Genomic DNA, 24630 nt, shown 5'->3' with positions numbered 1-24630 from the left:
TCCTTTTAGGAAACGGATTGCGGTTTGGCGTTCGGATGGTTCGCCGGTGGTTGTCCGAGCGGGGTCTTCATCTGGACCGATCCTGTCTTGGCCCGCCGTTTCAGTTGGCGGATAACGACGGGACATTTGTCCTCGGACTGGTAGAGCACCTGACAATGCAGGCAGGTGACGCACTCGTTCGGATTGATCTCACCGGTGGGGTGGATCGCCTGAACGGGGCATTCATTGGCGCAGGTCTGACAGGGCGTGCCGCAATCCTTGTAGCGGCGCAGCCAGTCGAACATGCGAATACGGGCAGGGATCGCCAGTGCTCCGCCCAGCGGGCAGAGATAGCGGCAATAGAACCGTTCGATGAACAGCCCGATCCCCAGCAGGACCAGCGCAAAGACTACGAAAGGCCAATCGCGCATGAATTTCAGAATGATCGCCGTTTTGAACGGCTCGACCTCGGCATATTTCTCGGCCAACGGGATCGAGATGAAGCTGAGCCCGAAAAGACCCAGAAAGATCATGTATTTCGCCGGCCACAGGCGTTCGTTCAGACCCCAGGGCAGCGTCCATTGCGGTACTTTCAGGGCGCGCGCGATCTTGTTGGTCAACTCCTGCAACGCGCCGAACGGGCACAGCCATCCGCAATAGGCCCCGCGACCCCAGAACAACAGCGCGGCGGCGACGGCGAACCATTGGATGAACACCAGCGGGTCCAGCAGGAACGCATCCCACGAGAATCCTGTGCGCAGGCTGCCCGCCAGTGCCATCAGGTTCACCACGCTCAGCTGCGCGTTGGCGTACCAGCCGATGAAAAACAGGGTCATTGTCAGGTAGCCGATGCGGAACCAGTAGAAGACCCGCGCATTCATCGTCGCGTGGAACTGGAAGAAGAACGTCGCGGTCAGGACCAGCAGCATGACGCCAAGAACGGCGATTTCGACGGTGCGATCCTTCCAGATGCGCTGCCACAGGGCAGCCTTGGCGGCGGCTTCGCCGGTCGCATCGTCGACAATCTTTGGGGCTGCGACGGGCAGCAGGTAACGGTCGGGCAGTTTGTAGCCCAGATCGAATGTCAGAAAGGTTTTCTCAACAGCACCCACGGCACGCTGTACCAGCAGTTGCAGGCGGAACGGCTCGGTCGGTTCGAACTCGGCATCGGCGGGGATCTTGAAGATGTCCAGCTCCGTGAAACTGGGTGCATCCGGGGCTGCAACCTTGCCAAGGCGTACTTGCTGTTTGTCGAAAAAACGGACCGAGTTGTCGCCCTGGATCAACTGGATCCGATCGAAAATCCCGCCGCGCACATAGCCTGACCCCTTGAAGCTGTAGGCACCGCGCCCCAGCACCAGAATGGCCTGTTCGCCCTCGTCCAACCAGTTCACGAGGTTCTGGTACTCGGCGTCGCCCAGCAGTGACTTGCCGATCGACGGAACCGAGACAAGCGCCATATGCATGTCGATGAAAGTGTGATCCGGTTCGCCCGGTTCCGGGCGCTTGATCGCGCGCTGGTCTCCGGTGGCCTCGAAGGCGGCATTGACCTGCCCGACATCCAGCGTCAGCCGCCGGATCGAGCCGTCACCCGAAAGGGTCGACCAGTCATAGACCGCATTCTGCGCCATATCGACTTCGCGCTTTGGCCCGTCGGCCTGCAACGGCGACAGGCCGCCCAGACCCAATGCACGCGCCACCTTGATACCGCCACGCACAAGGCTGTCGTCGATCACCATGATCGTGACCGTCGCGCCCGAGATGATGTCGAGGTCGTGCCCCTCACCCCCGGTTTCGGCTTCAACCTTCAGGTCCAGGCCCGCATAGCCTTCGGTCAATTCAACCATGCGGGAATTGGGGATGCCGATCAGCACGATGGGTTCCGAGTGCTTGACCAGTTGCACTCCGGTCAACACAGCGTCGTTGTCGATGGCTGCAACGACGTGGATCGGTTTGCCGGAATAACCCGTCGTGCCAACAAAGTCCGAGGTCAGGAATGCCCAGGCAATGGTCTCGCCGCCTTTCAGGACGGGGGCGACCTTGACGTCATCGCGCACCGGGCCAAAGGCATCGGCGCCGGGGGCCAGATCGGCAGGTTCGATGTCGGGCAGGAAACTGGCCAGGCTGTCGGCATGGGCGCTGATCGCCATCAGGCAGGACAGAGTGAAAGCCAGCAGGAAATGGATTGCGCGACTTACGACCACGGCGCACCTCCGATTGCTAGGGTGGACGCCACGGACGCGCGCAGGGCGCGTTCAAATTCTTCTTGGGTCGCGAACGGGGGCCCTCGGGTTTCGGGCCACAGTCGCCTTGAGTTGTACAAAATGCACAGATCCCCGATTGCAGCGGGTACTATCCGTACATTTTCGGATTGCATCAGCAGCGGCAGATCCGGCAGCGGGGCTGCCGTTGTCACCGCGCACAGCGCGCAATCGGCGCATTTCGGGCAAGGCGCGGTCGGGTCATCAGTACCTTCCTCAAGGTCCACTTCAACCCAGACCGCCCCTGCCTCCGAGCAGATCTCGATCCACATGCTGTCCCCGGGACTCGCCAGCACCGGGCCAAGCATCTGCAAAAGCAACAGGAAAACACCCACCAAACCGCACACCGCGCGGGACACGCGATCAAACAGGCTATGCGGGGGGCGGACGGTAGGCATTGAGAATCCAGCTCGGCGTTCTTTTCAAAAACTTAGGGGATTCTTCCAGGCGAAGACTTGACTTAGGTCAGGTGCCTGAAAATTTGCACCTACCCGTCGGCCTCGTCCATCAATCCGCGCAGCCACCGACCGGCCAGCCATGCCGCAGGAATGCCCAGCGGAATCGACCAGATGATCGCCGGCACCGGTTCAATTGCGCCGAACCCGACGCTGTGCAGGATAAGCCCGAGCAAAAACAGGTTGATGGCAACGGTCAACGCCGTGGCCGGATACAGCAGAATGGCCAGTTTCCAAACCGGCCATTTCCCCTCAGTGGCTGGTTCCTTCCGAGAAGGTGATCTTGTTCCAGACATTGTATTTCCCCGAAGGTTTGCGCATCGGCAGGCGGCGGATTTCTTCCAGCGTCTGCGCGTCATAGACGATCACCGCGCCGTCATCTTCCCAGATCGAAACCAGTGCGTGGCTGCCATCTCTGGTGAACTCGACATGGGCCACGGTCTTGCCCGGCGAAGGGCGCAGTGTTTTCACGATTTCAAGGCTTTGCTTGTCGATGACGTGCATCGCGTCCTTGTTGGGGCCAAAGAAAACGTCTGCCCAGACATAAGGCGAATTCTCATGGCTGCGCATGAAGAAACCGGGGCCTTCGGTCTTGATCCGTTTGACGGTTTCCCAGCTTTGCATGTCGATCACCGACACGGCGCCGTCTGTCAGGTGCGGCGTGGCCATCACGGTCGTATCGCCGTGTTTCCATGTGATCCCCGAGCCCAGATGCGGCATTCCGGGCAAATCCAGATCGGCTACCTTGTGCCCGATCACCAGATCAATCACTTGCCCGCCCTTGCCATCGCGGGACGCCCCCATGACATATTCGTAACTCTGGTCGAAAAAGAAATCGTCCAGATAGTCAGCCGTGGTGATCTTGCGCACAGGGAAAGGATCAGGGTTCTTGAACTGACCTTCGATGCGGAAATCATGACCAAGCCCGGATCGCGGGGGATTGGCGCCGTAGAATACTTCCCAAATCTCGGGCACATCCTTCAGTGCCAAAACAAAGCTTTCCCGCGGAGGGGCCTGGTAGACCGCAGAGACGCGGCTGGGCAGGCCCTTCTTGCTTTTGACCTCGATGACCTTTGCGACGGAAAGGTCTTCGCTGGACAACACCGTCAGGCTGTTGGGCAGGTAATTCGCCACGGCCACCCATTTGCCATCGCCCGACATGGCGATGTTGCGGCTGTTCAAGCCGGCACGCACACGGCCCACCTGTTTCAGCGCCCAAATGTCGTACTTCTGGACCCACCCGTCGCGCGACATGATGAAGACATACCGCCCATCCGGGCTGAACTTGGGGCCGCCATGCACGGCGAAGGGGGTTTCGAACCGGTCCAGAACCTCGAACGTGTCACCGTCCAGAACGCTGACATGGTGATCGCCGGTTTCCACCACCAAGGTGATGTTCATCGGGTCGCTGTCCCAGACAGGCGCATCCACCGGTACATATTCCTCGTCCAGCGTCCGGCTGGCCAATATCTGGGCCTCGCCCCATTCGGGGTCGGATTCCAACGGCGATTTCAACCAACCCGCCAGCTCTTCGATTTGCAGGGCATCCAGCTCGTGCGAGAAGGCCGGCATCTGTGTCGCCGCGCGCCCTTCCGCGATTACCGCAGCAACCCGGGGACCCCGCATGCGTTTGAGCGTTTCAGGGATCAGCGCGGGGCCAACCCCGCCCAGACGGTTCTCACCATGGCATGAGGCGCAATGTTCGGCGTAATCCGATTGGGCATCCGCCCAGGCGGTGCCCGCCAGCAACACCGAGCACAAAGTACCGAATGTGAGTGTCTTAAAAGAACTGATGCGCCGGATCATGGCTTTTCCCCCGAAACGGTGTGACCTGAAGGCGTTCCCCTGCATCATCCACACCGATTTCCTGGTTGGACAGGTAACAGGCCGGATCCTCGGCCCAGGGATCACCGGTCAATTGCAGGGCGCGGATGCGGGTATTGCCGCCGCACACGTCCTTGAGTTCGCAGGCTCCGCAGCGCCCCTTCAGCGGGCGTGGGCGGGTGCGGAGCATGGCAAGCATCGGATCATCGCTGGTCCAGAGTTCGGAAAACGATTTGGTCTTTACGTTGCCCACCGTGTAATCGGACCAGTAAGTGTCTGGATGGACCCGGCCGAGATTGTCGATATTGGCAACGCCCAAGCCACTTGAGTTTCCACCCCACGCAGCCAGGTGCGCGCGCACATGTGCAGCCTTTTCGGCGTCGAAATGCGTGCGAATCCAGTTCAGGAAATATCCGGCATCAGCATCATTGTTCCCGGTCACGATATCCAGCGGACGACCGCCCGATGCGGCTTCCCAGGCGCGTTCCAGCAACAGATCCAGGCCCTTGCGCGTGCGCTGATGCGCGGCATCTTCGCCCCGGTTCTTGTCGCCGCGCCCCGCATAGACAAGATGCGACAGGTAGAACTTGTCGACACCTTCATCATCACAAAGGCTCAGCAAGTCAGGCAAGTGATGTTGCGTGCCTTCGGTCAGGCAGAACCGCAGGCCAACCTTGATGCCGCGCTTTTTACACTCTCGCACGCCGCGCAGTGCGTCCGCAAAAGCGCCCTCGACGCCGCGAAACCAGTCATTCGTCGCTCCGATCCCGTCCAGCGAGATGCCGACATAGTTGAAGCCCACATCCGCTATCATATCGGCGGTTTCGTCATAGATCCGGGTCCCGTTGGTCGACAAGGCCAGCATTGGCACCAGATCACGGGCGCGTTTTGCAATGTCGAAGAAATCGAACCGATCCAGCGGTTCCCCACCCGAGAGGATCAGGGCCGGGACGCGAAACTGGCCCAGATCCTCAAGGGTTACCATGGCTTGCTCATGGCTGAGCTCACCCGGGAACGCGACATCCGCCGAGACGGTGTAGCAATGGCGGCACTTCAGGTTGCAACGCCGCGTCAGATTCCAGATCACAACCGGCTTTACCGGGCCGGGGCGCCGTTTGCGCACCGGATTCGGCTTGACCAGCTGATGCATGTATTCGGTCAGGCGGAACATGTTTCAGCCTTTCTGTTTCAGGCGCAGTCCGGTCTTTTTCAGGATGCGCGTGGAATAGAGGATGTCGCTGCCGCGGCAGGCCGATCCCAGAATCGCGGCAATCTGGCCGCGTTTGTCTTCGACCTCGTCGCGCGAGCTGCCATGAACCATGGCGAACAGGTTGTAGGGCCAGTCGGGCAGGGCGCGGGGCCGCTCATAGCAATGGGTGACGAAAGGCAGTGCCCCGATATGAGCGCCCAGTTCGGTGATCAGGTCATCCTGCACGTCCCAGACGGTCATGCCGTTAGATGTCATGCCCAGCTTGTAATGGTTGGGGGCTGCTGCGATCCGTCGGATCACCCCGCGCGCCTTTAGCGCGGCCAGCCGGTCCAGCAGGGTGGCCTCGGTCAGGCCCAGATCGGCAGCGACCTGCGCATAGGGCGCGGCCACCAGGGGCAGTCCCCCCTGGAGGGACTCGATAATCTGTCTGTCTGTTGCGTCGATCATGCCGCTACCCTGAAGCCGATGAAAAATTCCTGAAGTTTGGGGAAACGGAGAACATTGACTCCCGTTTCCCGTTCGATGGCATCGGCGGTGGCCTCGATCCCCTCGGGTGTTTCGGTGGCCAGCACGAACCACATGTTCAGCCGGTGCGTGCGTTCATAGTTATGTGCCACCTCGGGATGTGCATTGACTTTGGTCAGGACGGTTTCGAATTCTTCGTCTGGAACGGCCATTGCGCAAAGGCAGAAAGCCCCACCCATGGCCGCGGCGTCGAAAAATGGACCGAAGCGCGTAATGACGCGGTCATCTTTCATACGTCTCAGACGCGACAGCAATTCCGCCTCGGACAGGCCAAGCTCTGCGGCGACGGTTGCGTAAGGGTGCGAAGTAAGCGGCAGATCCTCTTGCATACGATTCAGGATCGCGCGATCCGTTTGGTCCAGCGTCATGCGGCGACCTCCTTTGCTTGAATCAGCGCGCCGGTCTGTTTGAAACAGCGGGTTGAGAACAGGACCTTGTTCCGTGCTCCGGCCAATTCGGGCAATGCAATCGCACCGGCCAGAACATCCAAAGCTTCTTTGCGTGTGCGGGCGTGGATCATGGAATACAGGCGATATGGCCAGACATCGGGAACCGGATTACGCTCATAGCACAGGGTCACCCCCGGGAAGGCGGCCAAAGCCGGACCCGCGGTTTCAATCTGTTCTGCCGGCAGGTCCCAGACCACCATCGCATTGGCCGACCAGCCAAGCGCCCGGTGACGCACAATGACGCCGAGCCGCGAGATTATTCCGGCGGCATGCAGGGCTTCGACCCGCTCCATCACGTCTGTCACATCCCGTTTCAGCGAACGAGCCAGAGCGGCGTAGGGTTCTGAGACCAAAAATAGCCCGGAACTCAGAGACTGTAGCAGGCAACGATCGCCCTTGCGCATGACGGATGCATCGACCTTTCGTGCCGTGGGTACGTTTTTGGCTCCGCCTGTCATGCGAAAACCAAGATCCACGTTGAAAGGGCGCACCAGCCGCAGGTCTAGCACCTGCAATCCGGTGGATCGACTGATCCGCGCCAGGGTATCGTTGACATGCGTGCGGTCCGGCCCGGTCGCAACAAACCACAGGTTCCAAGAGTCTTCGCGTTGATAATTGTGATTCACCCCGGGTTCGGCATCGATCAGGGCGGCGACCTCCTCCAACCGATCTTCCGGAGCCGCCACGGCAGCCAAGGTGCTGGCCGTCACCGCGCCGGGCGTGATGGTGGCGCCAACCCTTGTAATACGGCCTGTGGCGCGCATTCGGGACAAGCGATGAATGACTTCGGCTTCGTCCAGCCCGAGTGCGTTACCCAACATCTGGAACGGTCTCTCGATGATCGGGAAGTCGCGCTGAAATTCGTCCAGCAGGCGGCGGTCGATCGGGTCCGTGATATGTCGCATCGGTTACAGCCCCGTTCTGTGCGCACGGGCGGTGAAGAAGATGCCGGACGGGCTGTCCGCGTCGATCTCGCGCAGTTTTTCAAAACTGTGCGTGTCGTAGACCATGACCTTGTTGGCATCGCGCACGCTGATCCAGACTTCATGCCCGCGTGGCGTGAACTCCATGTGCAATACCGCCGGGCCGGGTTTGAATTCGTGGATGATCTGTTTGCTGACACTGTCGATCACCTGAATGGTGTCATTCAGCGGGTGGGCGAAATTCACCCAGACCTGCCGCCCATCGGGACGGGCCATGGCAAAGACCGGTTGCCCGTGGGTTTTGGTCCGTCCCGTTTCGGTCAGAGTGTCGGCGTCGATCCACAGAACCTCGTGATGGCCGACAGCGGGCAAAACGAACTCGCGGCCCGTCAGCGCCCAGCCTTCCAGATGAGGCATCTTGTAGACCGGCATTTCTTCCTGACCACGCCCGTAATCGGGAAGAACCCGGATCGGTTCGGGGGTTTCGGCCCACAGATCCAGCGCGGTCAGGCCGTCCTCGCCAAACAGACCGGTGATATAGGTACGGCCATTGGCAGTGATCAGCGCGTCATAGGGGTTCTTGCCCATGTCCGGGATCTTGGTGATCTCTGGTGCGCCTTTTGCGAAATCGGCAATCCAGGTTTCCCCAGTGTCCCACATCGTGAAAACGAACCGCCGACCCGGCGCATCGACCAGGCCGATGGTTTTGCTGTCGGTCGGGATGTCAGCGATCATCTCAAGCGTGTCCGCATCGAATACGCGCACGCCACCGGGTTCATAATTCGACACCGCGACAAGCTTGCCATCGTCCGAAATCGCCCCGCCGATGGCGTTGCCGGCCTGCACGACGCGGTTCACGATCTGGCGGGTCACGATGTCGATCTTGGTCAGCCCGCCGTCGCGGCCAAACACATAGGCATACCGTTCATCGGGCGAATAGACCAAAGACGCATGCGACAGATCACCCAATCCCTCGATCCGGGCCAGAGCTGCACGGTCGGATTGATCCACAAGTAGCACCGAGCCCTTGGCGCGTTCGATGACCAGGCCAAGGTCGCCTGTCGCGGTCGGTTCAGCCTGCGCTGTAGTCATCATCAATGTGGCTGCAAGGCCAAGAATGAAGTGTTTCATTGTGCCTCCTGTTCCAGCAGGTAACGGGCGATCCATTCGGCCTCTTCTTCACTGATCAGGGGCCGCCATGGGGGCATCGCGGTGTCGGGGATGCCGTCAAGGATAACGCTGGTCAAAACATCCGCGTCGTAGTGTTCAAGTGTCTCACTGCGCAGATCGGGTCCAAGACCACCCTTCAGGGACAGGCCGTGACAGGAACCGCAATCCTGATGCACAAGTCTTTTCAGGGTATCGGGATCGATGACATCCGCCGCGAAAGCAGAGGTCGCGGCCAGAACCGCAATGGTCAGACAGGTTCGCGCCGCCCATCCCGAGCGACCCGGCGATCTGTCGGTGCATGTTGGGACAATCCCCTGATCTCGTCTTCCCAGCTTAGCCATGGGCCTGCTCCAGAAGCTCGGCTACAGGCCGTTCGGCATAAAGCGAAACCACCTTGCCAATGATAAACAGCGTCGGCGCCTTCAGGTCGGCTGCACGCACATCCGTGGCCAACTGGTCAAGTCGTGACACTAGACGACGCTCATCAGGTGTCGTGGCCTTGCCCACCGCCAGAACCGGTGTCGAGCCTGGCAGGTTCTCGGTCATCAACCCCATGGCGATCTGACCGATATTGGCGACGCCCATATAGACCACCAGTGTCGAGTCCGGATCGGCAAGACGTTTCCAGTCCAGATCCAGCACTTTGTCGGCCTGCCGATGTCCGGTGACATATTGAACCGAGGTCGCCAGCCCGCGATGGGTCAGCGGCACACCCGTCGAACAAGACGCCCCCTGGGCCGCCGTGATGCCCGGTGCGTATTCGACAGCGACACCGCGGGCCATCAGATAGGCAGCCTCTTCCGAACCGCGACCAAAGATCATGGGGTCGCCGCCTTTCAGCCGGGCGACCGTGTGACCTGCGCTGGCTTCTTCAAGCAGTATTTCGTTGATGCGGTCCTGCGGAACGGTGTGGCATTTGGGGGCCTTGCCGACAGGGATCAGCCTGGCGCTTTCCGCGTGCAAGTTCAGAATGTCGGCGGACACCAGCCGGTCATAAACCACGACATCCGCTTCTTGCAGCATCCGCAGTGCGCGCAGGGTCATCAGCTCGGGGTCGCCGGGGCCTGCGCCAATCAGAAAAACCTTACCGCTCATGTGCAAACTCGCTTGGTCTGAAAGTCTTCGAGACCCGGTATCCCATGCAGATCCGTTGCGTTTGCAAGACGTTGCTGGGTGAGCCGGGCGTGTCATGGGGGAAGATTGGCCCAATCGAAAACCAACCTCCTTGACATAAGTTAAGGAGCGCGGGATTTGCGCCCGCGCTCCTTCATCTTGCCTGTATTGTGCCTTGTTTCAGGGTTCGACGGTGATCATTCCGATCATGTTCTGTGTCTCCCAATGCGGGCCGCACAGATAGTCCTGTGAGCCGGGCGTGAGAAAGGTCAGTTCAACAGATTCCTCGGGGAACAGGCGATCACTTTCAGGTTGGCTGCCATCCTTCAACAGGACGGAATGGCTGGTGCGTTTGTCGACATTCACCCATCGGACAGTTGTACCTGCCTTCACGGTCAATTCGGATGGGCAAAAATTGTATTTGTACATCAGCACCACTTCGGCGTCTTCGACGGCCGACGAAGGCTGACCGAACAACTCGACATAGCGCTCTTCGGCCTCGGCGCAGATTTCGGCGGTTTCGTCCGCCCAGGCGGGCGCGGCCAGAAGCAGCAGCGCGGGAAGAAGGCGTTGGGGTTTCATGGTCCATGTCTCCTTTCCAAAAGTGGCCGGGGCCGGTTGACCCGGCCCCGATCCGTCATTGTTTGACCACGTTGATGAACGCGCTGTCATCATCCAGCGCCAGGCTGGTATTCAGCGTCACGTGGTGGAACCGTGCGGCGGTAAAATCGTCGTGGATGGCAAAGCCAACGGTATAGGTCTTGCCCGCCTCCAATGGCACATCACCGGGCGCGCCCGAATTCAGGGCGCGCGTAAACACCACGGTCCACATGCCACCGGACAGCTCGGCCGATGCGGCGATTTCACCATCATTGACCACGCGCTGCTCCAACAGATAGCCATTGGTGGCGCTTCCGTCGGCGTAGACACGCATCAGGTCAAGATAGGTGCCGTCGGCCAGATACTGCTCGATCTGTTCCTCGGCCTTCAGTTTGTCCCAGCCTCCCAGGGCCTTGCCACGGCGACCCTTGACCTCAACATCCGTGCGGCTTTCGCTGATGTATTTGGTAACGGTGTCCGTGGCATTGAGGCGACCGGCAACATCCGCATTTGCCGCGATCGCATCCGCTTCGGGCGCAAAAGGCATATAGGTGTTGTCGGCGTGGCACGAAGCCCAGCATCCCACCTGATCTCCAAGCTCGATACCAGTGCCGGTAATCATCATGGCAACCTTGATCTGGTTGTCCGGGTCCATCTTGCCGCCATCGACGAACGGGGCAGGGTTGTGACCCGCGTCCGGCCATTGCAGGCGAATGTACAGGTTTTCGTCGTCATGCGCCGCCTGAACGGTTGCGTCGATGACACCGCGTTTGCCCGGAATCGGGGTCGGTTCCAGATCTCCACCCGCAACGATCTTGTTGCCGATGGTGTCCAGTTCCTTGGCGTGACAGGTGGTGCACTGATCCCCGCCTTTGGTCAGGGGGCGCGCGCCACCATGGAACTTGCCGTTCTGGACCCATTCAAACGAGGCCTGACCAGGGTAAAACAGTTTCAGATCCGCCGCGGCCACTGCGTTCCAGTCGATGTTGGACCCAACGTCGCTTGCTCCGCCAGAGGGCGCCGCGGCGTCTTCACCGGAGGTTTTTGCGCGTTCTTCATCCAAAGCAGCGTCAACAGCCGCTGCGATCTGGGCCTGAACGGCCTCTTGCTGAGCCTTTTTGGCGGCTTTTTCTGCTTCTGCTTCAGCGGCCTCTTTGGCTTCAATCTTTTCGAGACTGGCCAGATATTCCGGGGGGATGGGCCGGATGAAGTCCGGATTCGGTGCTTCAAGCTTTTCCAGATACTCTTCGTCCGCCCGGTCGCGTGCATCCGAGTGTGCAATCCCCTTGTGGCAGTCGATACAGGTCTGTCCGACAGTCATCGCATTGAGGTGCTGCTGACGGGCGCGTGGTTTCTGGAATTCGGGCATCATCGATTCGAAATCGTGACAGTTGCGGCATTCGCGCGAGTCTGTGGCCTTCATCCGCTCCCATTCGTTCATGGCCAGATGTACACGTTTGGCCTCGAACTTTTCACGGGTGTTGATGGTACCGACCATCTTGCCATACAGCTCTTTGGACGCCTTGATCTTACGGATCATCTTATGTGTCCAGTCTTTGGGAACATGGCAGTCGGAACAAACAGCCCCCACACCCGACCGGTTCACGTCATGGATCGTGCCGGTATATTCTTCGTAAACAAAATCTCGCATCTCGTGACATGAGATGCAGAATTCTTTGGTGTTCGTGGCTTCCATTGCGGTGTTGAACCCGCCCCAGAAGATGATGCCGGCGGCAAAGGCCGCGGCGATACCGGCCACAGGCATTCCCCATAGGAAATACCGGCGCCAGATCGGTTTTTTCTTTTCCGGTTCGGAGGTCATATCCGGGCTCCGTTTTGGCTGTATTGTCTGGCCCTTGGTGGCAGGCCGGTGAGTTTGGCTGATGACTCAAACAAGGAAAGGGCGGGCGAGGGGCCCGCCCTTTCCTGTGGTCGTCCTGACCTCGTCAGGTGACGTGGTTCGACCGGTTGTAGACGTTGAACTTGCCGGTCGGGGCATAAAGCCCATCGATGCGGCCGATTTCTTCCAGCGTTTTGGCGTCGAAGATCACGATCTGACCATTGGGTTCCTTCGAGTCCGACAGGTTCCACTTGGAAACCCATACCTCGGTACCGTCAGCGTTGAATTCGAAGTGAACAGCGGCGCTGCCTTCGTCTTCAGTGATCTGGATCGTCTTCACGATTTCGCCGGTTTCTTTCGAAATGACCTGCACGGATTGCTGCACTTCCGGTTCCGGATGCTTGGTCTGGTCAGCCCAGATGTAATCCGAGTTCGGGTGGGTGCGGACGAACAGGCCGGGGCCATCGGTTTCCACTTCGTAGCAGACTTTCCAGGCGTCATCCGGACGGTTTTCAGGATCGTTGCCCCAAACGGTCACGGTACCGACACCAAGGTGGGTTGTGCCCGCCACAGGGCCACAGTTCGGGTCGACCCAGTTGGCGCCCGGACCAGGGTGCGGCAGCGCGGCTGTGTCGATCATCGCCTCAAGCTTGTGGGTTTCGGTATCGACAACCACCATCTTGTTCGACGCGTTTGCGGCGATCTGGAAATACCGGCCTGTCGGATCGAAGAATCCGTCATGCAGGAACTTGGCGCTGTCGATCTTGTCGATCCGAAGGTTGTCCAGATCGGTGTAATCGACCTGCCACAACTGTCCCAGCTCTTTCACGGCAACGATCCAGGTGGGTTCATTCGGAGTGGTGTAGATGGCTGCCACACGGGCTTCTTCCACATACTCACCGTCGACGTTCACGCCGCGGGTCGATACGACCTTCACCGGTTCCATGGTCTTCGCGTCAACGATAGCAAAGTGCGGCGGCCAGTAGCCACCACCGATGACGTATTTACCATCGCCGGAAACGGCGACGTCACGGGCGTCATATGCAATCTTGACTTCGGATACCAACATCTTGTCCGGCGTCTGCCAAAGGTCGATTTTGGTCATCTTGCCGTCGCGACCCATTGTGTACCAGAAGCGGCCGGGGTGTTCCGGCTCGGTCAGGCTGTGGTGCTCGGACGCTTTCAGAACGTGCACGGCATAGCCGGTGGGGATGTGGGTCAGCACCTCTTTGGTGTCGCCGTCGATCACGGCCACCTTGCCTACGTCACGTTCGATGACGACAAAGAAGTTTTCCCAGTTGCGGCCGTGCAGCGGCTCGGTCGGATAGTCCTCTTCTTCGACATAGACCTTACGCGTCGCCATCATCTGTTCCAGCGACATTTCAGGTGGTTTTGGCGGCTCCATCATGATGTAGGTCGCCATATCCTTGATTTCCTGCTCGGTCATGATGTCCGAGAAGTTGTTCATGCCGCCTTCGGTACCCCAGGCGATAATCTTTTCAAGGCGTTCCTGCCCCAGTTGCAAGGTGCCGCCTTCGGTTACAGTGCCGTCGGCTGCGGTCTTCTTCCAATGCGGTTCCAGGTTTTTACCCGTGGCACCTTTGCGCAATACGCCGTGGCAGCCTGCGCATTGTTCGAAATAGAGCTGTTTAGACGATTCAAAGGCTTCTTCGCTCAAAGTTGGCTCTTCGGCGAAAGTCGGAGCAGCGACGCTGCCCAACAACATTGCCAATCCGACCCCGAAGGCGCGGCCGGGTTTGTTGTAGCTGATTCCAAGTGACATGATCACTCTCCATATGCGTGGTGAGGCGGTGTCGAGAGTGAAACATCACGTGGATGTCATCCTTGACCAAAGTCAACGGCAAGGGTGCAGACAAAGCACTTTGGAAAGAAAACACAGATCAAAACCGCCAATAAATCTTGTGTTTCTCACACATGTTTAAGCCCAGTCTTGATTTTGGTTAAGGGCGCCGGGTCATGCGGGCACTACACATTGTTCAACGGCGGGAAAAGCTATGGAGAGCAGGCATGACAGCTGTAATCGCGCGTGTTTTCAGTGAAGGGTTCCGGGTCTTTTTTCTTTCGGCGGGTCTTTACGGTATGTTTGCAGGAGTCGCGTGGGGCGTATGGTTGGCGTCGCTCGACGGGCTGATGCCCTACATGGAACAGAGTTACGCGATGCCGCCGGTGATGTGGCACGCGCATGAGATGATTTTCGGGTATGCAACGGCCGCCTTGGGGGGGTTTTTTCTGACCGCCGTGCCGAACTGGACCGGTGCGCCCGAGGCGCGGGCCCGCTTTATCACGCTTGTCGCATTGATCTGGATGGCCGGGCGTCTGGCGGTCTGGTTTTCCGGAGTGTTGCCACCCCTGTTCGTCGCACTCGTGGACCTGAGCTTTGTTCCCATTCTGGCGCTGAAGATTGCCAGTCAACTGGTTCGTCGGCCCAAGCCCCAGAATATGGTGTTTCTGTATCTTCTTGTTCTGATGTTGGCCTCGAACGTTATGGTTCATTTGGAATGGATGGGGGTCACGGTGGATACGCTGAACACCGGTATCCGGGCCGGGCTTTTGACCTTGTGTTCGATGATCGCGATCCTGGGTGGCCGGATTACGCCGGCTTTTACACGCAATGCCATGAAAAGAGCGGGTCAACCCGAAGCATCGTGGCCGGTATCCGTGGCCAGGCTGGACAGGGCGACGATGATTCTGGCGCTGTTGCTGCCCCAGCTTGTGCTTGCACTTGATGTCGGGCCTGTTGCGGGGGCCGTTGCTTTGGTGATGGGCAGTGTTCAACTGATGCGCATGGCGCGTTGGAGAACAGGCTGGGCCTTGCGTCAACCGATCCTGGTCGCGCTGCATCTGGGTCTCGGGATGCTGGCGCTGGGTCTGATTCTCTGGGGGTTGGCGGCCATCGGGATGGGAAATGAGATCGGCGCGCTCCACGTTCTGGGCATTGGTTGCGTTGGTGGCATGACCCTTGCCGTAATGAGCCGCGCCGCCTTGGGCCACAGCGGTCGCCCCCTTGTCGCGCCAAAGCCCATGGCGATTGCCTATGGTTTGATGGCGGTTGCAGCGCTTGTGCGTTGGCTGGGATCCGACATGACAGGAGGGTACATGACGGCGATGCTGACAGCGGATGGATTTTGGATCGCGGCAATGGGGCTGTATCTGTTTGCCATGTGGCCTGCCCTGACCGGCCCCCGCGCCGTGCAACAGACCTGACGCCTGTTCGGGCGGCGCTTATCGTTCAGCGATCAGAGGCCGCTCATTCTTGATATGCCGATGGACCAAGGCACGAGCGCGTTTCCCTTTTTCCGGTATCCGTCGTGCGGCCAGCGGAACGTAATTGCGCTGATCCAATTCAGGGAACAGTTCAAGAATTTCCGCCCGTGCGTTCGGGTGAACACTGGACAAGGCCTGCGCACCGGTGAGCAGGCTTTCGGAAGGTGCGCCTTCCGCATAGATGATCTCGTGACGGTCGAACAAAAGATGGACATAGGTCACAGCACGGGTGTCATCAGCGATTGAAATGCCGGGCACGCCGACAAGAATGTGAGCAGGAACAAGAACCTCTTCGGCGTCGAACATTCTGACGGCAATCGGCGACCGGACCAGCATACGGTGTTGCGGTGACACGAAAAGATCACGCTGGGGCAAGTGATCGCCCAGTGAACCGGCCTCGATCCGGATGGGCTTCAGCCTGGGACGGGCGCGAAGCGCCGCTTGGTCCAGATGTCGCGTGCCGATCCAGCGTATGTGTTGCGGTCCGTTGTCGGCGGTGACGACCGCGTCACCCACCTTCAAATCCTCGATGGGCCTCGGACCATTTGGAGTCATTATCAACGTTCCGGCTACGAAGCACGGCACGTCAATGATAGTGGTCGGATCAGTTGTGTCAGGAGCATTGGTCGGCGTAACATTCACGATGTTCATCGAGTATGTCGTGCCGGGCACAAGGGGTTCAGAGGTAATGTAACCACCCAAAGTTCCGTCAACTTCCACACGATAAACTGTAATCGTACCCCCGCCTGGTTTGGACAGAATATAGGATTCTTCCAGGTAAATTGGGCCACTAAGAAAGGTGGTCGAGCCATCAAGGGTGGTGATGGTGCCGGTTTGCGTCAGATCATCGCCGTCTTCGTTGTCGAAGCGGTCGCCGTTGAAAACATCGCCAGTATCGACAATGGGTGGTCCGCCGCCGTTTTGAATAAACCCACCGGCTGCGTCTGTCACGCTGAACAAACGACGATCCGTGTCAGGATCAAAATTGACATCCAATGTAACCGTATCCGGCCCAATCGTATTCACCGTGATTACGCCGGGCGTATAACCGATATAGGAATAGTTTGCCATTTTAACCCATCACTCTCTGACACGGAATTTACACTTGTTCTCTCAAGCGCTTGGATAACTCCGCTATACTAAAATGTCGACGCGACATTCCTCACGATTGGTTCAGATATCAAGGCGAACCCCAGGCTTTTTCGTGGTTCTTGCTGTTTGTCAGGCATCCGACCTCGTTCCAGAGCATACTTGAGAAGTCTTGACTTTCGTTAAGGCACTCCCGCGTCCCGCCCGTCATGTTGCAGACACTAGCTAATCTGCGCAAAGGAGAGCGCAATGCGAGACGTCATGACAAAGAGCATGGCCCGCAATATTTTTTATGGCGGGTCTCTGTTCTTCATTCTCATCTTTCTGGCCCTTTCGGCCCATTCCCACTGGTATATCGTCAATTCCGAAAATGCCGCAAAGCTGGATGACAGTGTGGTCCGGGGCAAGCATGTCTGGGAAAAACACGCCTGTGTGAACTGTCATTCGATTCTGGGTGAAGGGGCCTACTTTGCTCCGGAAGTCGGCAACGTGATGACCCGCTGGGGCGTGCTGGACGACCCGGAATCAGCCTTTGAATCCCTCAAGGGCTGGATGGAAGCACAACCGACCGGCATTCCCGGTCGTCGGCAAATGCCCAATTTCAACCTCAGCGACGAAGAACTCCGTGACCTGACCAACTTCCTGATCTGGACGGACAACATCGACGCGCAGGGCTGGCCGCCCAACGAGGCAGGCTGAGAAAGGGAACGAAACAATGAAATACGAATCCCAAAAAATCGCCTATGCCTACTTTGCGGTAGCCATGGCGTTGTTCGCGATACAGGTGATCGGCGGCCTTCTGGCCGGTTTCATCTATGTATTCCCCAATTTCCTGAGTGACCTTCTGCCGTTCAACATCGTGCGGATGCTGCACACCAACTCTCTGATCGTCTGGCTGATCCTGGGTTTCTTTGGTGCGGCCTACTTCCTGATTCCGGAAGAAGCCGAGCGCGAGATCCACTCGCCCAAGCTTGCCTATCTGCAACTGATCATCCTTGTTGTCGGCACGTTGGGCGTGGTCGTCACCTATGTCTTCAACCTGTTCGAAGGCAACTGGCTGCTGGGCAAAGAGGGGCGCGAGTTCCTGGAACAGCCCAAATGGGTCAAGGCCGGTATCGTCGTGGCTGCATTGATCTTCCTTTACAACGTGTCGATGACCGTTCTGAAAGGCAAGAAGACAGCCATTACCAACATCCTGCTTCTGGGCCTTTGGGGTCTGGCGCTGCTGTTCCTGTTCGCCTTCTACAACCCGGGCAACCTGTCGCTGGACAAGCAATACTGGTGGTATGTCGTCCACCTGTGGGTCGAAGGTGTGTGGGAACTGATCATGGCCTCGATCCTGGCCTATCTGATGCTCAAGCTGACCGGTGTGGACCGTGAGGTGGTCGAAAAATGGCTCTATGTCATCGTCGCCGCCGCACTGTTCTCGGGCATCCTTGGCACAGGTCACCACTATTACTGGATCGGCACGCCTGCATACTGGCAGTGGATCGGTTCGATCTTCTCGAGCCTCGAGGTGATCCCGTTCTTTGCGATGATGGCCTTTGCCTTCGTCATGGTCTGGAAGGGCCGTCGTGACCACCCCAACAAGGCCGCGCTGCTGTGGTCGCTGGGCTGTGCCACGCTGGCTTTCTTCGGTGCCGGTGTCTGGGGCTTCCTGCACACGCTGCACGGGGTGAACTATTACACCCACGGCACGCAGATCACCGCAGCCCACGGCCACCTGGCCTTCTACGGCGCCTATGTCTGCCTCAATCTGGCGATCTTCAGCTATGCGATGCCGATCCTGAAGAACCGTGATCCCTATAATCAGGTTCTGAACATGGGCTCGTTCTGGCTGATGACCAGCGGCATGGTCTTTATGACCTTCGTGTTGACCTTCGGAGGCACCGTGCAGACACACATGCAGCGCGTGGTCGGAGACTACTTCATGGACGTACAGGACCAGATCGCGATCTTCTACTGGATGCGTCTTGGCTCTGGTCTGGTCGTTGTCCTTGGGGCGCTGCTGTTCATCTATTCGATCTGGGTTCCCCGCAAAGAGGTCATTGAACCCGGCGCAGCTGAAACCCCTGCGGAGTGATGGATATGGATGGCTCCATGAACCTGAAAGAGGGGGCGGCAAACGCCCCCTTCTACCTGCCCCAGGGCGATGAATGCGATGTCTTCACCGCCGCTTACAAAAACGACCTGCCGGTTCTGCTGAAAGGCCCGACGGGCTGCGGCAAGACCCGGTTTGTGGCCCATATGGCTGCGAAACTTGGCCGCCCGCTTTATACAGTGGCCTGCCACGACGATCTGGCCGCCGCCGACCTGATCGGGCGCTACTTGCTGAAGGGCGGCGAAACCGTCTGGGTCGATGGCCCTCTGACCCGCGCGGTGCGCGAAGGTGCGATCTGCTATCTCGACGAGGTGGTCGAGGCGCGCAAGGACGTGACCGTGGTGCTGCACCCACTGACCGACGACCGGCGCATCCTGCCGATCGACCGCACCGGCGAAGAGCTTGAGGCCGCGCCCGGTTTCATGCTGGTGGCGTCCTACAACCCCGGCTATCAGAACATCCTGAAAACCCTCAAACCCTCGACCCGCCAACGGTTCATCTCGCTGGAGTTCGACTTTCCCTCGCCTCAGATGGAAGCCGAAGTGGTCGCGCAGGAAAGCGGCCTGCCGCTGGAACGCTGCAAGCCGCTGGTGCGGCTGGCGGGCAAGCTGCGCGGGCTCAAGGGTCAGGACCTCGAGGAAGGCGTGTCCACCCGTCTGGTCGTCTATGCCGCCACGCTGATCGCGCAGGGCATGTCCACCGACCGCGCCATCCTTGCCGCAATGATCGAACCTCTGACCGATGACGAGGACATCAAACGCGGGCTCCTCGATCTTGTCACGGCTGTCTTTGGGTGAGGCCGGCCGATGGTCAAGATCGACTTTGAGCCATGGGAACCCGAAGAAACGATCGGGAAACTGTGGCACACCCTTGCCAGCCGCCTCGATGCACCCCAGGTGCATGTTGGAGCCGCGGTCGACCTCTCAGAGGTCGCGGGGCGGCTGGCAGTCCTCTTTCGGGGGCTTGGGGGTAGTCCGGGCGTTGAATTGCGCCCGGTCTCACCCGAGGTTTCGCGTCACCGCCTGAGTTGGCGCCGCAAACTTGCAACCGAAGCGGAATTGATGCCGCGCGCCTCGTTCGACGGAGAGGTTTTGCGTCTGCCCGACCGTCTGGCCGTATTCCCGGCACGCGAGGCAAACGGCGCGCTCTATGTCTGGTTGGCCGCCGCCGCCGCCCATGCCGGAACCCGAATTGACGAAGATGATCCACTGCGTGCCGACCTGCGTGCCTTGATCGCCGCCCGGCATATGGTCGAGGCGACTCTGGACGATGCGCCTGGCTTGCGTCCGCTGTATACCGAGCTGTGCAAGGGCGTGCTGTTTCATCGCGACATCCCCAGCCTGCCGCCTGCCGAGGCTGCGGTTGAAGAACTGATCCGTCATATGCTGGGCGATCCCAAGCCCCTGTCGGATCAGGCCGAGCACCTTCTGGCACTTGACGACGACCTGATCGCCCCGCGCGGCTATCAGCCGATGCGTCCGGTTCCCCTGTGGCCGGAGTTGCGGGCAGTTGGGTTCTCGGAACACAACGAGGTTGAAAACCCCGATACCGAAGGCCCGCCAGAGGAATCCGGCGAAAAGACACACCGTGCCCGGCGCCGCAAATCGGATCAGGCCGAGCGCAGCGACAGTTTCATTCTGCACAAGTTCGAAGCCATCCTCAGTTGGGCCGAGTTTCTGAATATCAACCGTCGCATCGATGACGACGATCCCGACAACGCCAAGAAGGCGGCTGACGATCAGGAAGAGATCGGTCTTGGCCAGATTTCCAAGGCGCCGCCTACCAAGTTGAAGCTTCACCTTGATCTGGCGCCCGAAGACGTCAACCGCGAACGCCTGTCAGGCCGTATTCTATATCCCGAATGGGACGTGCGGACGGGTCAATACCTGCCGGATCATGTGAACGTTCTGCTTTCGGAAGCCGATATCCGCGACGATGCCGCCGAGTTCGGCAAGGATCCGGCCACTGCGCGCCGCATTCGCGCCGTCAAGCGCCAATTCGAGGCGCTGCGCCCGGGGCGCGTGATGACCCGGGGCCATCTGGACGGTGACCAGCTGGATATGGAAGCCGCCGTTCGGGCGCAGGTTGACCGCTGCGCAAATGGTGAAGGGACGGAACGCGTCTGGATGCAATCCCGCCCCGAGGCCCGCGATCTGGCGGTGTCGATCCTGCTGGATGTCAGCCGATCCACCGAAAGCGCGGTCACGGGGCGTGCCGTGATCGATATCGAACGCGAGGCGCTGGCGGCCTTGGCGTGGGGCCTCAACGCTTGCGGTGACGATTTCGCCATTCATGCGTTCAGCTCCCTCAAGCGTCAGCGCGTCTATGTGCAGCGTTGCAAACGGTTTGACGAACCGATGGGAACCAAAGTTGAACAGCGCATCGCGTCGCTGCGCCCCGGACATTATACAAGGTTGGGCGCGGCAATCCGGCACTGTTCCTCAGATCTGGCCAGCCAGTCCCGCAAGCGCCGATTGCTGCTGGTTATCACCGACGGCAAGCCAAACGACCTGGACCATTACGAGGGGCGTCACGGCATCGAAGATACCTGCATGGCCATACGCGAGGCGCGCCGGGCCGGACAGTCGGTGTTCGGCGTTACCATCGATAAAACCGGCAAAAGCTGGTTTCCGCGCATGTTCGGGCAGGGCGGTTTCGCCGTCATCCCAGATCCGCATCGCCTGACCATGGCCCTGCCGCAGATCTATCGCCAGTTGGTCGGCGCATGAGTGATGCCTCTCTGATCGACGAATTGCCGGGCGAGTTCCTGATGTGGGTTCTGATCATTTCGGAACTGCTGGTTTTTGGCGCGGGGATGATCGCCTTCATGGGGGTGCGTCTGACCGATCCGGCAGGTTTTGCCGAGGCGCAGTCGCATCTGCATCGCACCGGTGCAGCCTTGAACACGGCGGTTTTGGTGACGTCAGGCTATCTGGCCGCACAGGCGCTGCATTGGCGGCGGAACATGCAACGTTTGCGGGCCCGATTGGCGTTGATCCTTGCGGCGCTTCTGGGTGTCGTGTTCCTGATCATCAAGGGTGCGGAATATGCCGACAAGGCGTCTCAGGGGATAGGATACGAAACGCATCCATTCTTTCTGTTCTACTATATGTTGACCGGCTTTCATGCCGCGCATGTCCTCGCCGGGGTTGGAATTCTGTTGCTGGTAGCCTGGCGCGACGACCCCACTAGCGTCGAAGCGGGCGCACAGTTTTGGCACATGGTGGACCTGGTCTGGATCATGCTGTTTCCAGTGATCTATCTGTTGGGATAGTCAGATGGCCCAACCTTCATCTTTGACCAAAGAACCTCGCCAAGGGCCGCCGAACCCTCTGACCCAGACCTGGCTTGCGCTCTTGGCCCTCAGCGTGGGATCCGCGCTGCTGACCTTGATTGGGGCACCAACCGCGATCATTGCTGGCGGTATCCTGTTGCTGGCGCTGATCAAGGCCCGCGTGATCCTGAAACACTACCTGGATTTGGAGAACAGCCAAAGCTGGCTGCGTGGGTTCACCATGGTGTTGACCGGATTTTCCGTTGTGATTTTTGCGCTCTACCTGATCTGAGGCAAAAAAATGCCGCCCCGAGAGGCGGCATAAGTCAAGCAAAGGGGGGGCTGGTTACTGAGCGGCCTGTGGGATCCGCGCGATCTGACAACGCTGCCAGAGCGCCGACAAGGCACCAACCAGATGATCGATATCCTCATCTGTGTGGACCGGGGACGGCGTGATCCGCAAACGTTCGGTGCCCTTGGGGACAGTGGGATAGTTGATCGGCTGAATGTAGATGCCGAATTCTTCAAGAAGCGTATCCGAGATGAACTTGCACTTCATTGGGTCGCCCACCATCACCGGGATGATATGGCTGGGGTTCGGCAGATGCGGTATCCCTTCCGCATCCAGACGGGCGCGCACCTGATCCACACGGGCCTTTTGCAGATCACGCTCGGCGCTTGACTGCTTCAGATGCCGGATAGATGCGGCAGCACCGGCCGCGATCGAAGGTGGCAGGGCCGTGGTGAAGATGAAGCCGCTGGCAAAGCTGCGAACGAAATCGCACAGCGCCGCCGAGGCTGCGATGTACCCACCAACCACGCCGAAGGCCTTGCCCAGCGTGCCTTCGATCACGGTCAAGCGATCCATCAGGCCCTCACGCTCGGCAATGCCACCACCGCGCGGGCCATAGAGGCCGACGGCGTGAACCTCATCCAGATAGGTCATCGCGCCGTATTTGTCGGCCAAGTCGCAGATTTCCTTGATCGGCGCGATATCACCATCCATGGAATAAACGGACTCAAAGGCGATCATCTTGGGCGCGTCGGGGTCGGCGTCGGCCAGTTTGGTCTCCAGATCCGCAAGATCGTTATGTTTCCATATCACCTTCTGCGCCCGTGAGTGGCGGATGCCTTCGATCATCGAGGCATGGTTCAGCGCATCAGAGAAAACGATCAGACCGGGGATCTTCGCAGCCAGCGTTCCCAGAGCGGCCCAGTTTGACACATAGCCCGAGGTGAACAGCAAAGCGGCCTCCTTGCAATGGAGATCTGCCAACTCTGCCTCGAGCAGAACGTGGTCATGCGTCGTGCCCGAAATGTTGCGCGTCCCGCCTGCACCGGCGCCAAAACGCTCCAGCGCATCGTGCATGGCGTTGATGACCGCAGGGTGTTGCCCCATTCCAAGGTAGTCATTCGAGCACCAGATACGCACATCCCGCTGGATCGAACCATCGGTCTGGCGAGCGTTCGGGAAGGCTCCGCAACGTCGCTGCAAGTCGATGAAAACCCGATAGTTTCCTTCATCTTTCAAAGCGTCGAGGCTCTGGCTGAAAAATCGCTCGAAATCCATCTGACATGCTCCCTGGATAACTGGCTGCGAACCGACCCTAGGGCAGCGACGGGCCCCGTGACATGACAATTGTCAAGTTGATCGTCAAGAAAAAGACTGGCACTGCCACGCCGGCTTTGGCATAGCAGGGCATTGGGGATGATATCCCGGGCCATCGCCCGGACTGGATGAAGAAGGGAGTGCCTTCATGTCACACGAGGCACAAAAGGCGATTGCGCGGCAGTCTCTGCTTCTGCGCAGCCTGCCGGATCAGCATGTGGATACTTTGCTGCGGCAAGCGATTTGGCGGCAATATGACCGTGGCGAGACGATCTTTCTGCAAGAGGAAGAAGCCAAGGCCGTGCACGTCGTGCTGGCGGGTTGGGTCAAGCTGTTCCGTATCTCTCCGACCGGGGCGGAAGCGGTGGTGAGCGTTTTCACCCGCGGAGAAAGCTTTGGTGAGGCCGTTGCGCTGCGCAACGTGCCGTATCCAGTGTCCGCCGAAGCCGTCTCAGCCTGTGAAGTGATGCATATTCCCAGCCCGGTGCTACTGTCCCTGATGAAGGAAGACCCGGAAATCGGCGTTTCAATTCTGGCTGCGACGTTCACGCATCTGCATGCTCTGGTGGCGCAGCTGGAGCAACTGAAGGCGCAAACCGGGGCGCAACGCGTTGCAGAGTTTCTGTTGAACCTGTGCGATCGCGATTCCGGTCGCTGCGAGGTGGAACTGCCTTACGACAAGATGCTGATCGCCGGACGTCTTGGGATGAAGCCCGAAAGCCTGAGCCGCGCGTTTTCGCGGTTGAAACCCGTTGGCGTCAAGATCAACAGGAACCACGCGGATATCGCTGACATGGACGATTTGCGCAACTACGCCGAAAGCGACACCAGCGAGAGGTGATTGATCACCGGCGGCCGGACCCTTCGGCGCTGCAATTTCACGGAAAACCCGTTATCCGAAACTGGCAGCTCCAATGGGGGCT

General features: G+C 59.2%; 24 protein-coding genes. 8 read left to right on the top strand and 16 right to left on the bottom strand.

Annotated features, from left to right (window positions below; genetic code table 11):
• Positions 1–5: 5 nt before the first annotated feature.
• The 14 genes from GOW09_RS14690 to GOW09_RS14625 form a co-directional block, all read right to left on the bottom strand.
• Positions 6–2129 carry a NosR/NirI family protein gene (locus tag GOW09_RS14690; protein WP_174829433.1) on the bottom strand — a complete coding sequence of 708 codons (2124 nt, stop codon included), beginning with the start codon at positions 2127–2129 and terminating at the stop codon, positions 6–8.
• A 44-nt stretch (positions 2130–2173) separates the two neighbouring features.
• Positions 2174–2638, bottom strand: coding sequence for a DUF2946 family protein (locus tag GOW09_RS14685; RefSeq protein WP_174829424.1), 465 nt, complete (start codon positions 2636–2638; stop codon positions 2174–2176).
• An 89-nt stretch (positions 2639–2727) separates the two neighbouring features.
• Complete coding sequence (locus tag GOW09_RS14680; RefSeq protein WP_171119362.1) at positions 2728–2991, bottom strand: hypothetical protein; 264 nt, start codon at positions 2989–2991, stop codon at positions 2728–2730.
• On the bottom strand, positions 2948–4501 hold the full coding sequence (locus GOW09_RS14675; protein ID WP_171119361.1) for a nitrite reductase: 1554 nt from the start codon (positions 4499–4501) through the stop codon (positions 2948–2950). The genes GOW09_RS14680 and GOW09_RS14675 overlap by 44 nt, the downstream gene beginning before the upstream one ends.
• Positions 4476–5690, bottom strand: a complete 1215-nt coding sequence (nirJ, locus tag GOW09_RS14670) for a heme d1 biosynthesis radical SAM protein NirJ (protein ID WP_171119360.1) — start codon at positions 5688–5690, stop codon at positions 4476–4478. The genes GOW09_RS14675 and nirJ overlap by 26 nt, the downstream gene beginning before the upstream one ends.
• Positions 5691–5693: 3 nt before the next feature.
• Complete coding sequence (locus tag GOW09_RS14665; protein WP_152460372.1) at positions 5694–6176, bottom strand: AsnC family transcriptional regulator; 483 nt, start codon at positions 6174–6176, stop codon at positions 5694–5696.
• A complete protein-coding gene (locus tag GOW09_RS14660) occupies positions 6173–6622 on the bottom strand; it encodes an Lrp/AsnC family transcriptional regulator (RefSeq protein WP_152460371.1) in 450 nt (149 codons plus the stop codon). Before GOW09_RS14660 ends, GOW09_RS14665 begins: the two co-directional genes overlap by 4 nt.
• Positions 6619–7608 carry an AsnC family transcriptional regulator gene (locus GOW09_RS14655; RefSeq protein WP_171119359.1) on the bottom strand — a complete coding sequence of 330 codons (990 nt, stop codon included), beginning with the start codon at positions 7606–7608 and terminating at the stop codon, positions 6619–6621. Before GOW09_RS14655 ends, GOW09_RS14660 begins: the two co-directional genes overlap by 4 nt.
• A 3-nt stretch (positions 7609–7611) precedes the next feature.
• Positions 7612–8757 (bottom strand): cytochrome D1 domain-containing protein, encoded by a 1146-nt coding sequence (locus GOW09_RS14650; protein WP_171119358.1) that lies wholly within the window; start codon positions 8755–8757, stop codon positions 7612–7614.
• Positions 8754–9137 (bottom strand): cytochrome c, encoded by a 384-nt coding sequence (locus GOW09_RS14645; RefSeq protein WP_171119357.1) that lies wholly within the window; start codon positions 9135–9137, stop codon positions 8754–8756. Before GOW09_RS14645 ends, GOW09_RS14650 begins: the two co-directional genes overlap by 4 nt.
• On the bottom strand, positions 9130–9891 hold the full coding sequence (cobA, locus tag GOW09_RS14640; protein WP_152460367.1) for a uroporphyrinogen-III C-methyltransferase: 762 nt from the start codon (positions 9889–9891) through the stop codon (positions 9130–9132). The genes GOW09_RS14645 and cobA overlap by 8 nt, the downstream gene beginning before the upstream one ends.
• A 198-nt stretch (positions 9892–10089) precedes the next feature.
• Positions 10090–10491 (bottom strand): plastocyanin/azurin family copper-binding protein, encoded by a 402-nt coding sequence (locus GOW09_RS14635; RefSeq protein ID WP_171119356.1) that lies wholly within the window; start codon positions 10489–10491, stop codon positions 10090–10092.
• A 55-nt stretch (positions 10492–10546) separates the two neighbouring features.
• Entirely contained in the window at positions 10547–12331 is a 1785-nt protein-coding gene (locus tag GOW09_RS14630) for a NapC/NirT family cytochrome c (RefSeq protein WP_171119355.1), read from the bottom strand.
• A 124-nt stretch (positions 12332–12455) separates the two neighbouring features.
• Positions 12456–14132 (bottom strand): cytochrome D1 domain-containing protein, encoded by a 1677-nt coding sequence (locus GOW09_RS14625; protein ID WP_171119354.1) that lies wholly within the window; start codon positions 14130–14132, stop codon positions 12456–12458.
• Between the two features lie 245 nt (positions 14133–14377).
• Here GOW09_RS14625 and GOW09_RS14620 point away from each other — a divergent pair, with 245 nt between their 5' ends.
• Positions 14378–15574, top strand: a complete 1197-nt coding sequence (locus tag GOW09_RS14620; RefSeq protein WP_171119353.1) for an NnrS family protein — start codon at positions 14378–14380, stop codon at positions 15572–15574.
• A gap of 18 nt (positions 15575–15592) precedes the next feature.
• Here GOW09_RS14620 and GOW09_RS22660 read toward each other — a convergent pair whose 3' ends face one another.
• On the bottom strand, positions 15593–16705 hold the full coding sequence (locus GOW09_RS22660) for a Hint domain-containing protein (RefSeq protein WP_253284264.1): 1113 nt from the start codon (positions 16703–16705) through the stop codon (positions 15593–15595).
• Positions 16706–16972: 267 nt separating this feature from the next.
• Here GOW09_RS22660 and GOW09_RS14610 point away from each other — a divergent pair, with 267 nt between their 5' ends.
• Genes GOW09_RS14610 through GOW09_RS14585 form a run of 6 tightly spaced genes read left to right on the top strand, consistent with a single transcriptional unit; the run spans position 16973 to position 22390 of the window.
• Entirely contained in the window at positions 16973–17422 is a 450-nt protein-coding gene (locus GOW09_RS14610) for a cytochrome c (RefSeq protein ID WP_152460362.1), read from the top strand.
• A 16-nt stretch (positions 17423–17438) separates the two neighbouring features.
• Positions 17439–18806, top strand: a complete 1368-nt coding sequence (locus GOW09_RS14605; RefSeq protein WP_171119352.1) for a cbb3-type cytochrome c oxidase subunit I — start codon at positions 17439–17441, stop codon at positions 18804–18806.
• Between the two features lie 5 nt (positions 18807–18811).
• The gene (locus GOW09_RS14600; protein ID WP_371419757.1) at positions 18812–19621 is read left to right on the top strand and encodes a CbbQ/NirQ/NorQ/GpvN family protein; all 810 of its coding nucleotides are present in this window, start codon (positions 18812–18814) and stop codon (positions 19619–19621) included.
• Between the two features lie 9 nt (positions 19622–19630).
• Positions 19631–21553, top strand: coding sequence for a nitric oxide reductase activation protein NorD (locus GOW09_RS14595; RefSeq protein WP_171119351.1), 1923 nt, complete (start codon positions 19631–19633; stop codon positions 21551–21553).
• The gene (locus GOW09_RS14590; protein WP_171119350.1) at positions 21550–22098 is read left to right on the top strand and encodes a cytochrome c oxidase subunit 3; all 549 of its coding nucleotides are present in this window, start codon (positions 21550–21552) and stop codon (positions 22096–22098) included. The genes GOW09_RS14595 and GOW09_RS14590 overlap by 4 nt, the downstream gene beginning before the upstream one ends.
• A 4-nt stretch (positions 22099–22102) precedes the next feature.
• On the top strand, positions 22103–22390 hold the full coding sequence (locus GOW09_RS14585) for a cytochrome C oxidase subunit IV family protein (RefSeq protein WP_171119349.1): 288 nt from the start codon (positions 22103–22105) through the stop codon (positions 22388–22390).
• Positions 22391–22444: 54 nt separating this feature from the next.
• Here GOW09_RS14585 and hemA read toward each other — a convergent pair whose 3' ends face one another.
• A complete protein-coding gene (hemA, locus tag GOW09_RS14580) occupies positions 22445–23668 on the bottom strand; it encodes a 5-aminolevulinate synthase (protein WP_171119348.1) in 1224 nt (407 codons plus the stop codon).
• Between the two features lie 187 nt (positions 23669–23855).
• Here hemA and GOW09_RS14575 point away from each other — a divergent pair, with 187 nt between their 5' ends.
• The gene (locus tag GOW09_RS14575) at positions 23856–24548 is read left to right on the top strand and encodes a Crp/Fnr family transcriptional regulator (RefSeq protein WP_152460355.1); all 693 of its coding nucleotides are present in this window, start codon (positions 23856–23858) and stop codon (positions 24546–24548) included.
• Positions 24549–24630 lie beyond the last annotated feature (82 nt).

Origin of the sequence: Ruegeria sp. HKCCA5463, assembly GCF_013034175.1 — a bacterium.
In the GTDB taxonomy this organism is placed as follows: domain Bacteria; phylum Pseudomonadota; class Alphaproteobacteria; order Rhodobacterales; family Rhodobacteraceae; genus Ruegeria.
This window is presented reverse-complemented; position numbering and strand designations above follow the sequence as displayed.

What these genes read in the sequence shown, in the direction of transcription:
- GOW09_RS14660 (WP_152460371.1), bottom strand. Translation starts at nt 6,622, where the DNA reads ATGACGCTGGACCAAACGGATCGCGCGATCCTGAATCGTATGCAAGAG.
- GOW09_RS14595 (WP_171119351.1), top strand. Translation starts at nt 19,631, where the DNA reads ATGGTCAAGATCGACTTTGAGCCATGGGAACCCGAAGAAACGATCGGG.
- GOW09_RS14620 (WP_171119353.1), top strand. Translation starts at nt 14,378, where the DNA reads ATGACAGCTGTAATCGCGCGTGTTTTCAGTGAAGGGTTCCGGGTCTTT.
- GOW09_RS14605 (WP_171119352.1), top strand. Translation starts at nt 17,439, where the DNA reads ATGAAATACGAATCCCAAAAAATCGCCTATGCCTACTTTGCGGTAGCC.
- GOW09_RS14655 (WP_171119359.1), bottom strand. Translation starts at nt 7,608, where the DNA reads ATGCGACATATCACGGACCCGATCGACCGCCGCCTGCTGGACGAATTT.
- GOW09_RS14600 (WP_371419757.1), top strand. Translation starts at nt 18,812, where the DNA reads ATGGATGGCTCCATGAACCTGAAAGAGGGGGCGGCAAACGCCCCCTTC.
- GOW09_RS14625 (WP_171119354.1), bottom strand. Translation starts at nt 14,132, where the DNA reads ATGTCACTTGGAATCAGCTACAACAAACCCGGCCGCGCCTTCGGGGTC.
- GOW09_RS14585 (WP_171119349.1), top strand. Translation starts at nt 22,103, where the DNA reads ATGGCCCAACCTTCATCTTTGACCAAAGAACCTCGCCAAGGGCCGCCG.
- GOW09_RS14590 (WP_171119350.1), top strand. Translation starts at nt 21,550, where the DNA reads ATGAGTGATGCCTCTCTGATCGACGAATTGCCGGGCGAGTTCCTGATG.
- cobA (WP_152460367.1), bottom strand. Translation starts at nt 9,891, where the DNA reads ATGAGCGGTAAGGTTTTTCTGATTGGCGCAGGCCCCGGCGACCCCGAG.
- GOW09_RS14610 (WP_152460362.1), top strand. Translation starts at nt 16,973, where the DNA reads ATGCGAGACGTCATGACAAAGAGCATGGCCCGCAATATTTTTTATGGC.
- GOW09_RS14675 (WP_171119361.1), bottom strand. Translation starts at nt 4,501, where the DNA reads ATGATCCGGCGCATCAGTTCTTTTAAGACACTCACATTCGGTACTTTG.
- nirJ (WP_171119360.1), bottom strand. Translation starts at nt 5,690, where the DNA reads ATGTTCCGCCTGACCGAATACATGCATCAGCTGGTCAAGCCGAATCCG.
- GOW09_RS14645 (WP_171119357.1), bottom strand. Translation starts at nt 9,137, where the DNA reads ATGGCTAAGCTGGGAAGACGAGATCAGGGGATTGTCCCAACATGCACC.
- GOW09_RS14685 (WP_174829424.1), bottom strand. Translation starts at nt 2,638, where the DNA reads ATGCCTACCGTCCGCCCCCCGCATAGCCTGTTTGATCGCGTGTCCCGC.
- GOW09_RS14665 (WP_152460372.1), bottom strand. Translation starts at nt 6,176, where the DNA reads ATGATCGACGCAACAGACAGACAGATTATCGAGTCCCTCCAGGGGGGA.
- GOW09_RS14680 (WP_171119362.1), bottom strand. Translation starts at nt 2,991, where the DNA reads ATGTCTGGAACAAGATCACCTTCTCGGAAGGAACCAGCCACTGAGGGG.
- GOW09_RS14630 (WP_171119355.1), bottom strand. Translation starts at nt 12,331, where the DNA reads ATGACCTCCGAACCGGAAAAGAAAAAACCGATCTGGCGCCGGTATTTC.
- hemA (WP_171119348.1), bottom strand. Translation starts at nt 23,668, where the DNA reads ATGGATTTCGAGCGATTTTTCAGCCAGAGCCTCGACGCTTTGAAAGAT.
- GOW09_RS14650 (WP_171119358.1), bottom strand. Translation starts at nt 8,757, where the DNA reads ATGAAACACTTCATTCTTGGCCTTGCAGCCACATTGATGATGACTACA.
- GOW09_RS22660 (WP_253284264.1), bottom strand. Translation starts at nt 16,705, where the DNA reads ATGGCAAACTATTCCTATATCGGTTATACGCCCGGCGTAATCACGGTG.
- GOW09_RS14690 (WP_174829433.1), bottom strand. Translation starts at nt 2,129, where the DNA reads ATGGCGATCAGCGCCCATGCCGACAGCCTGGCCAGTTTCCTGCCCGAC.
- GOW09_RS14635 (WP_171119356.1), bottom strand. Translation starts at nt 10,491, where the DNA reads ATGAAACCCCAACGCCTTCTTCCCGCGCTGCTGCTTCTGGCCGCGCCC.
- GOW09_RS14575 (WP_152460355.1), top strand. Translation starts at nt 23,856, where the DNA reads ATGTCACACGAGGCACAAAAGGCGATTGCGCGGCAGTCTCTGCTTCTG.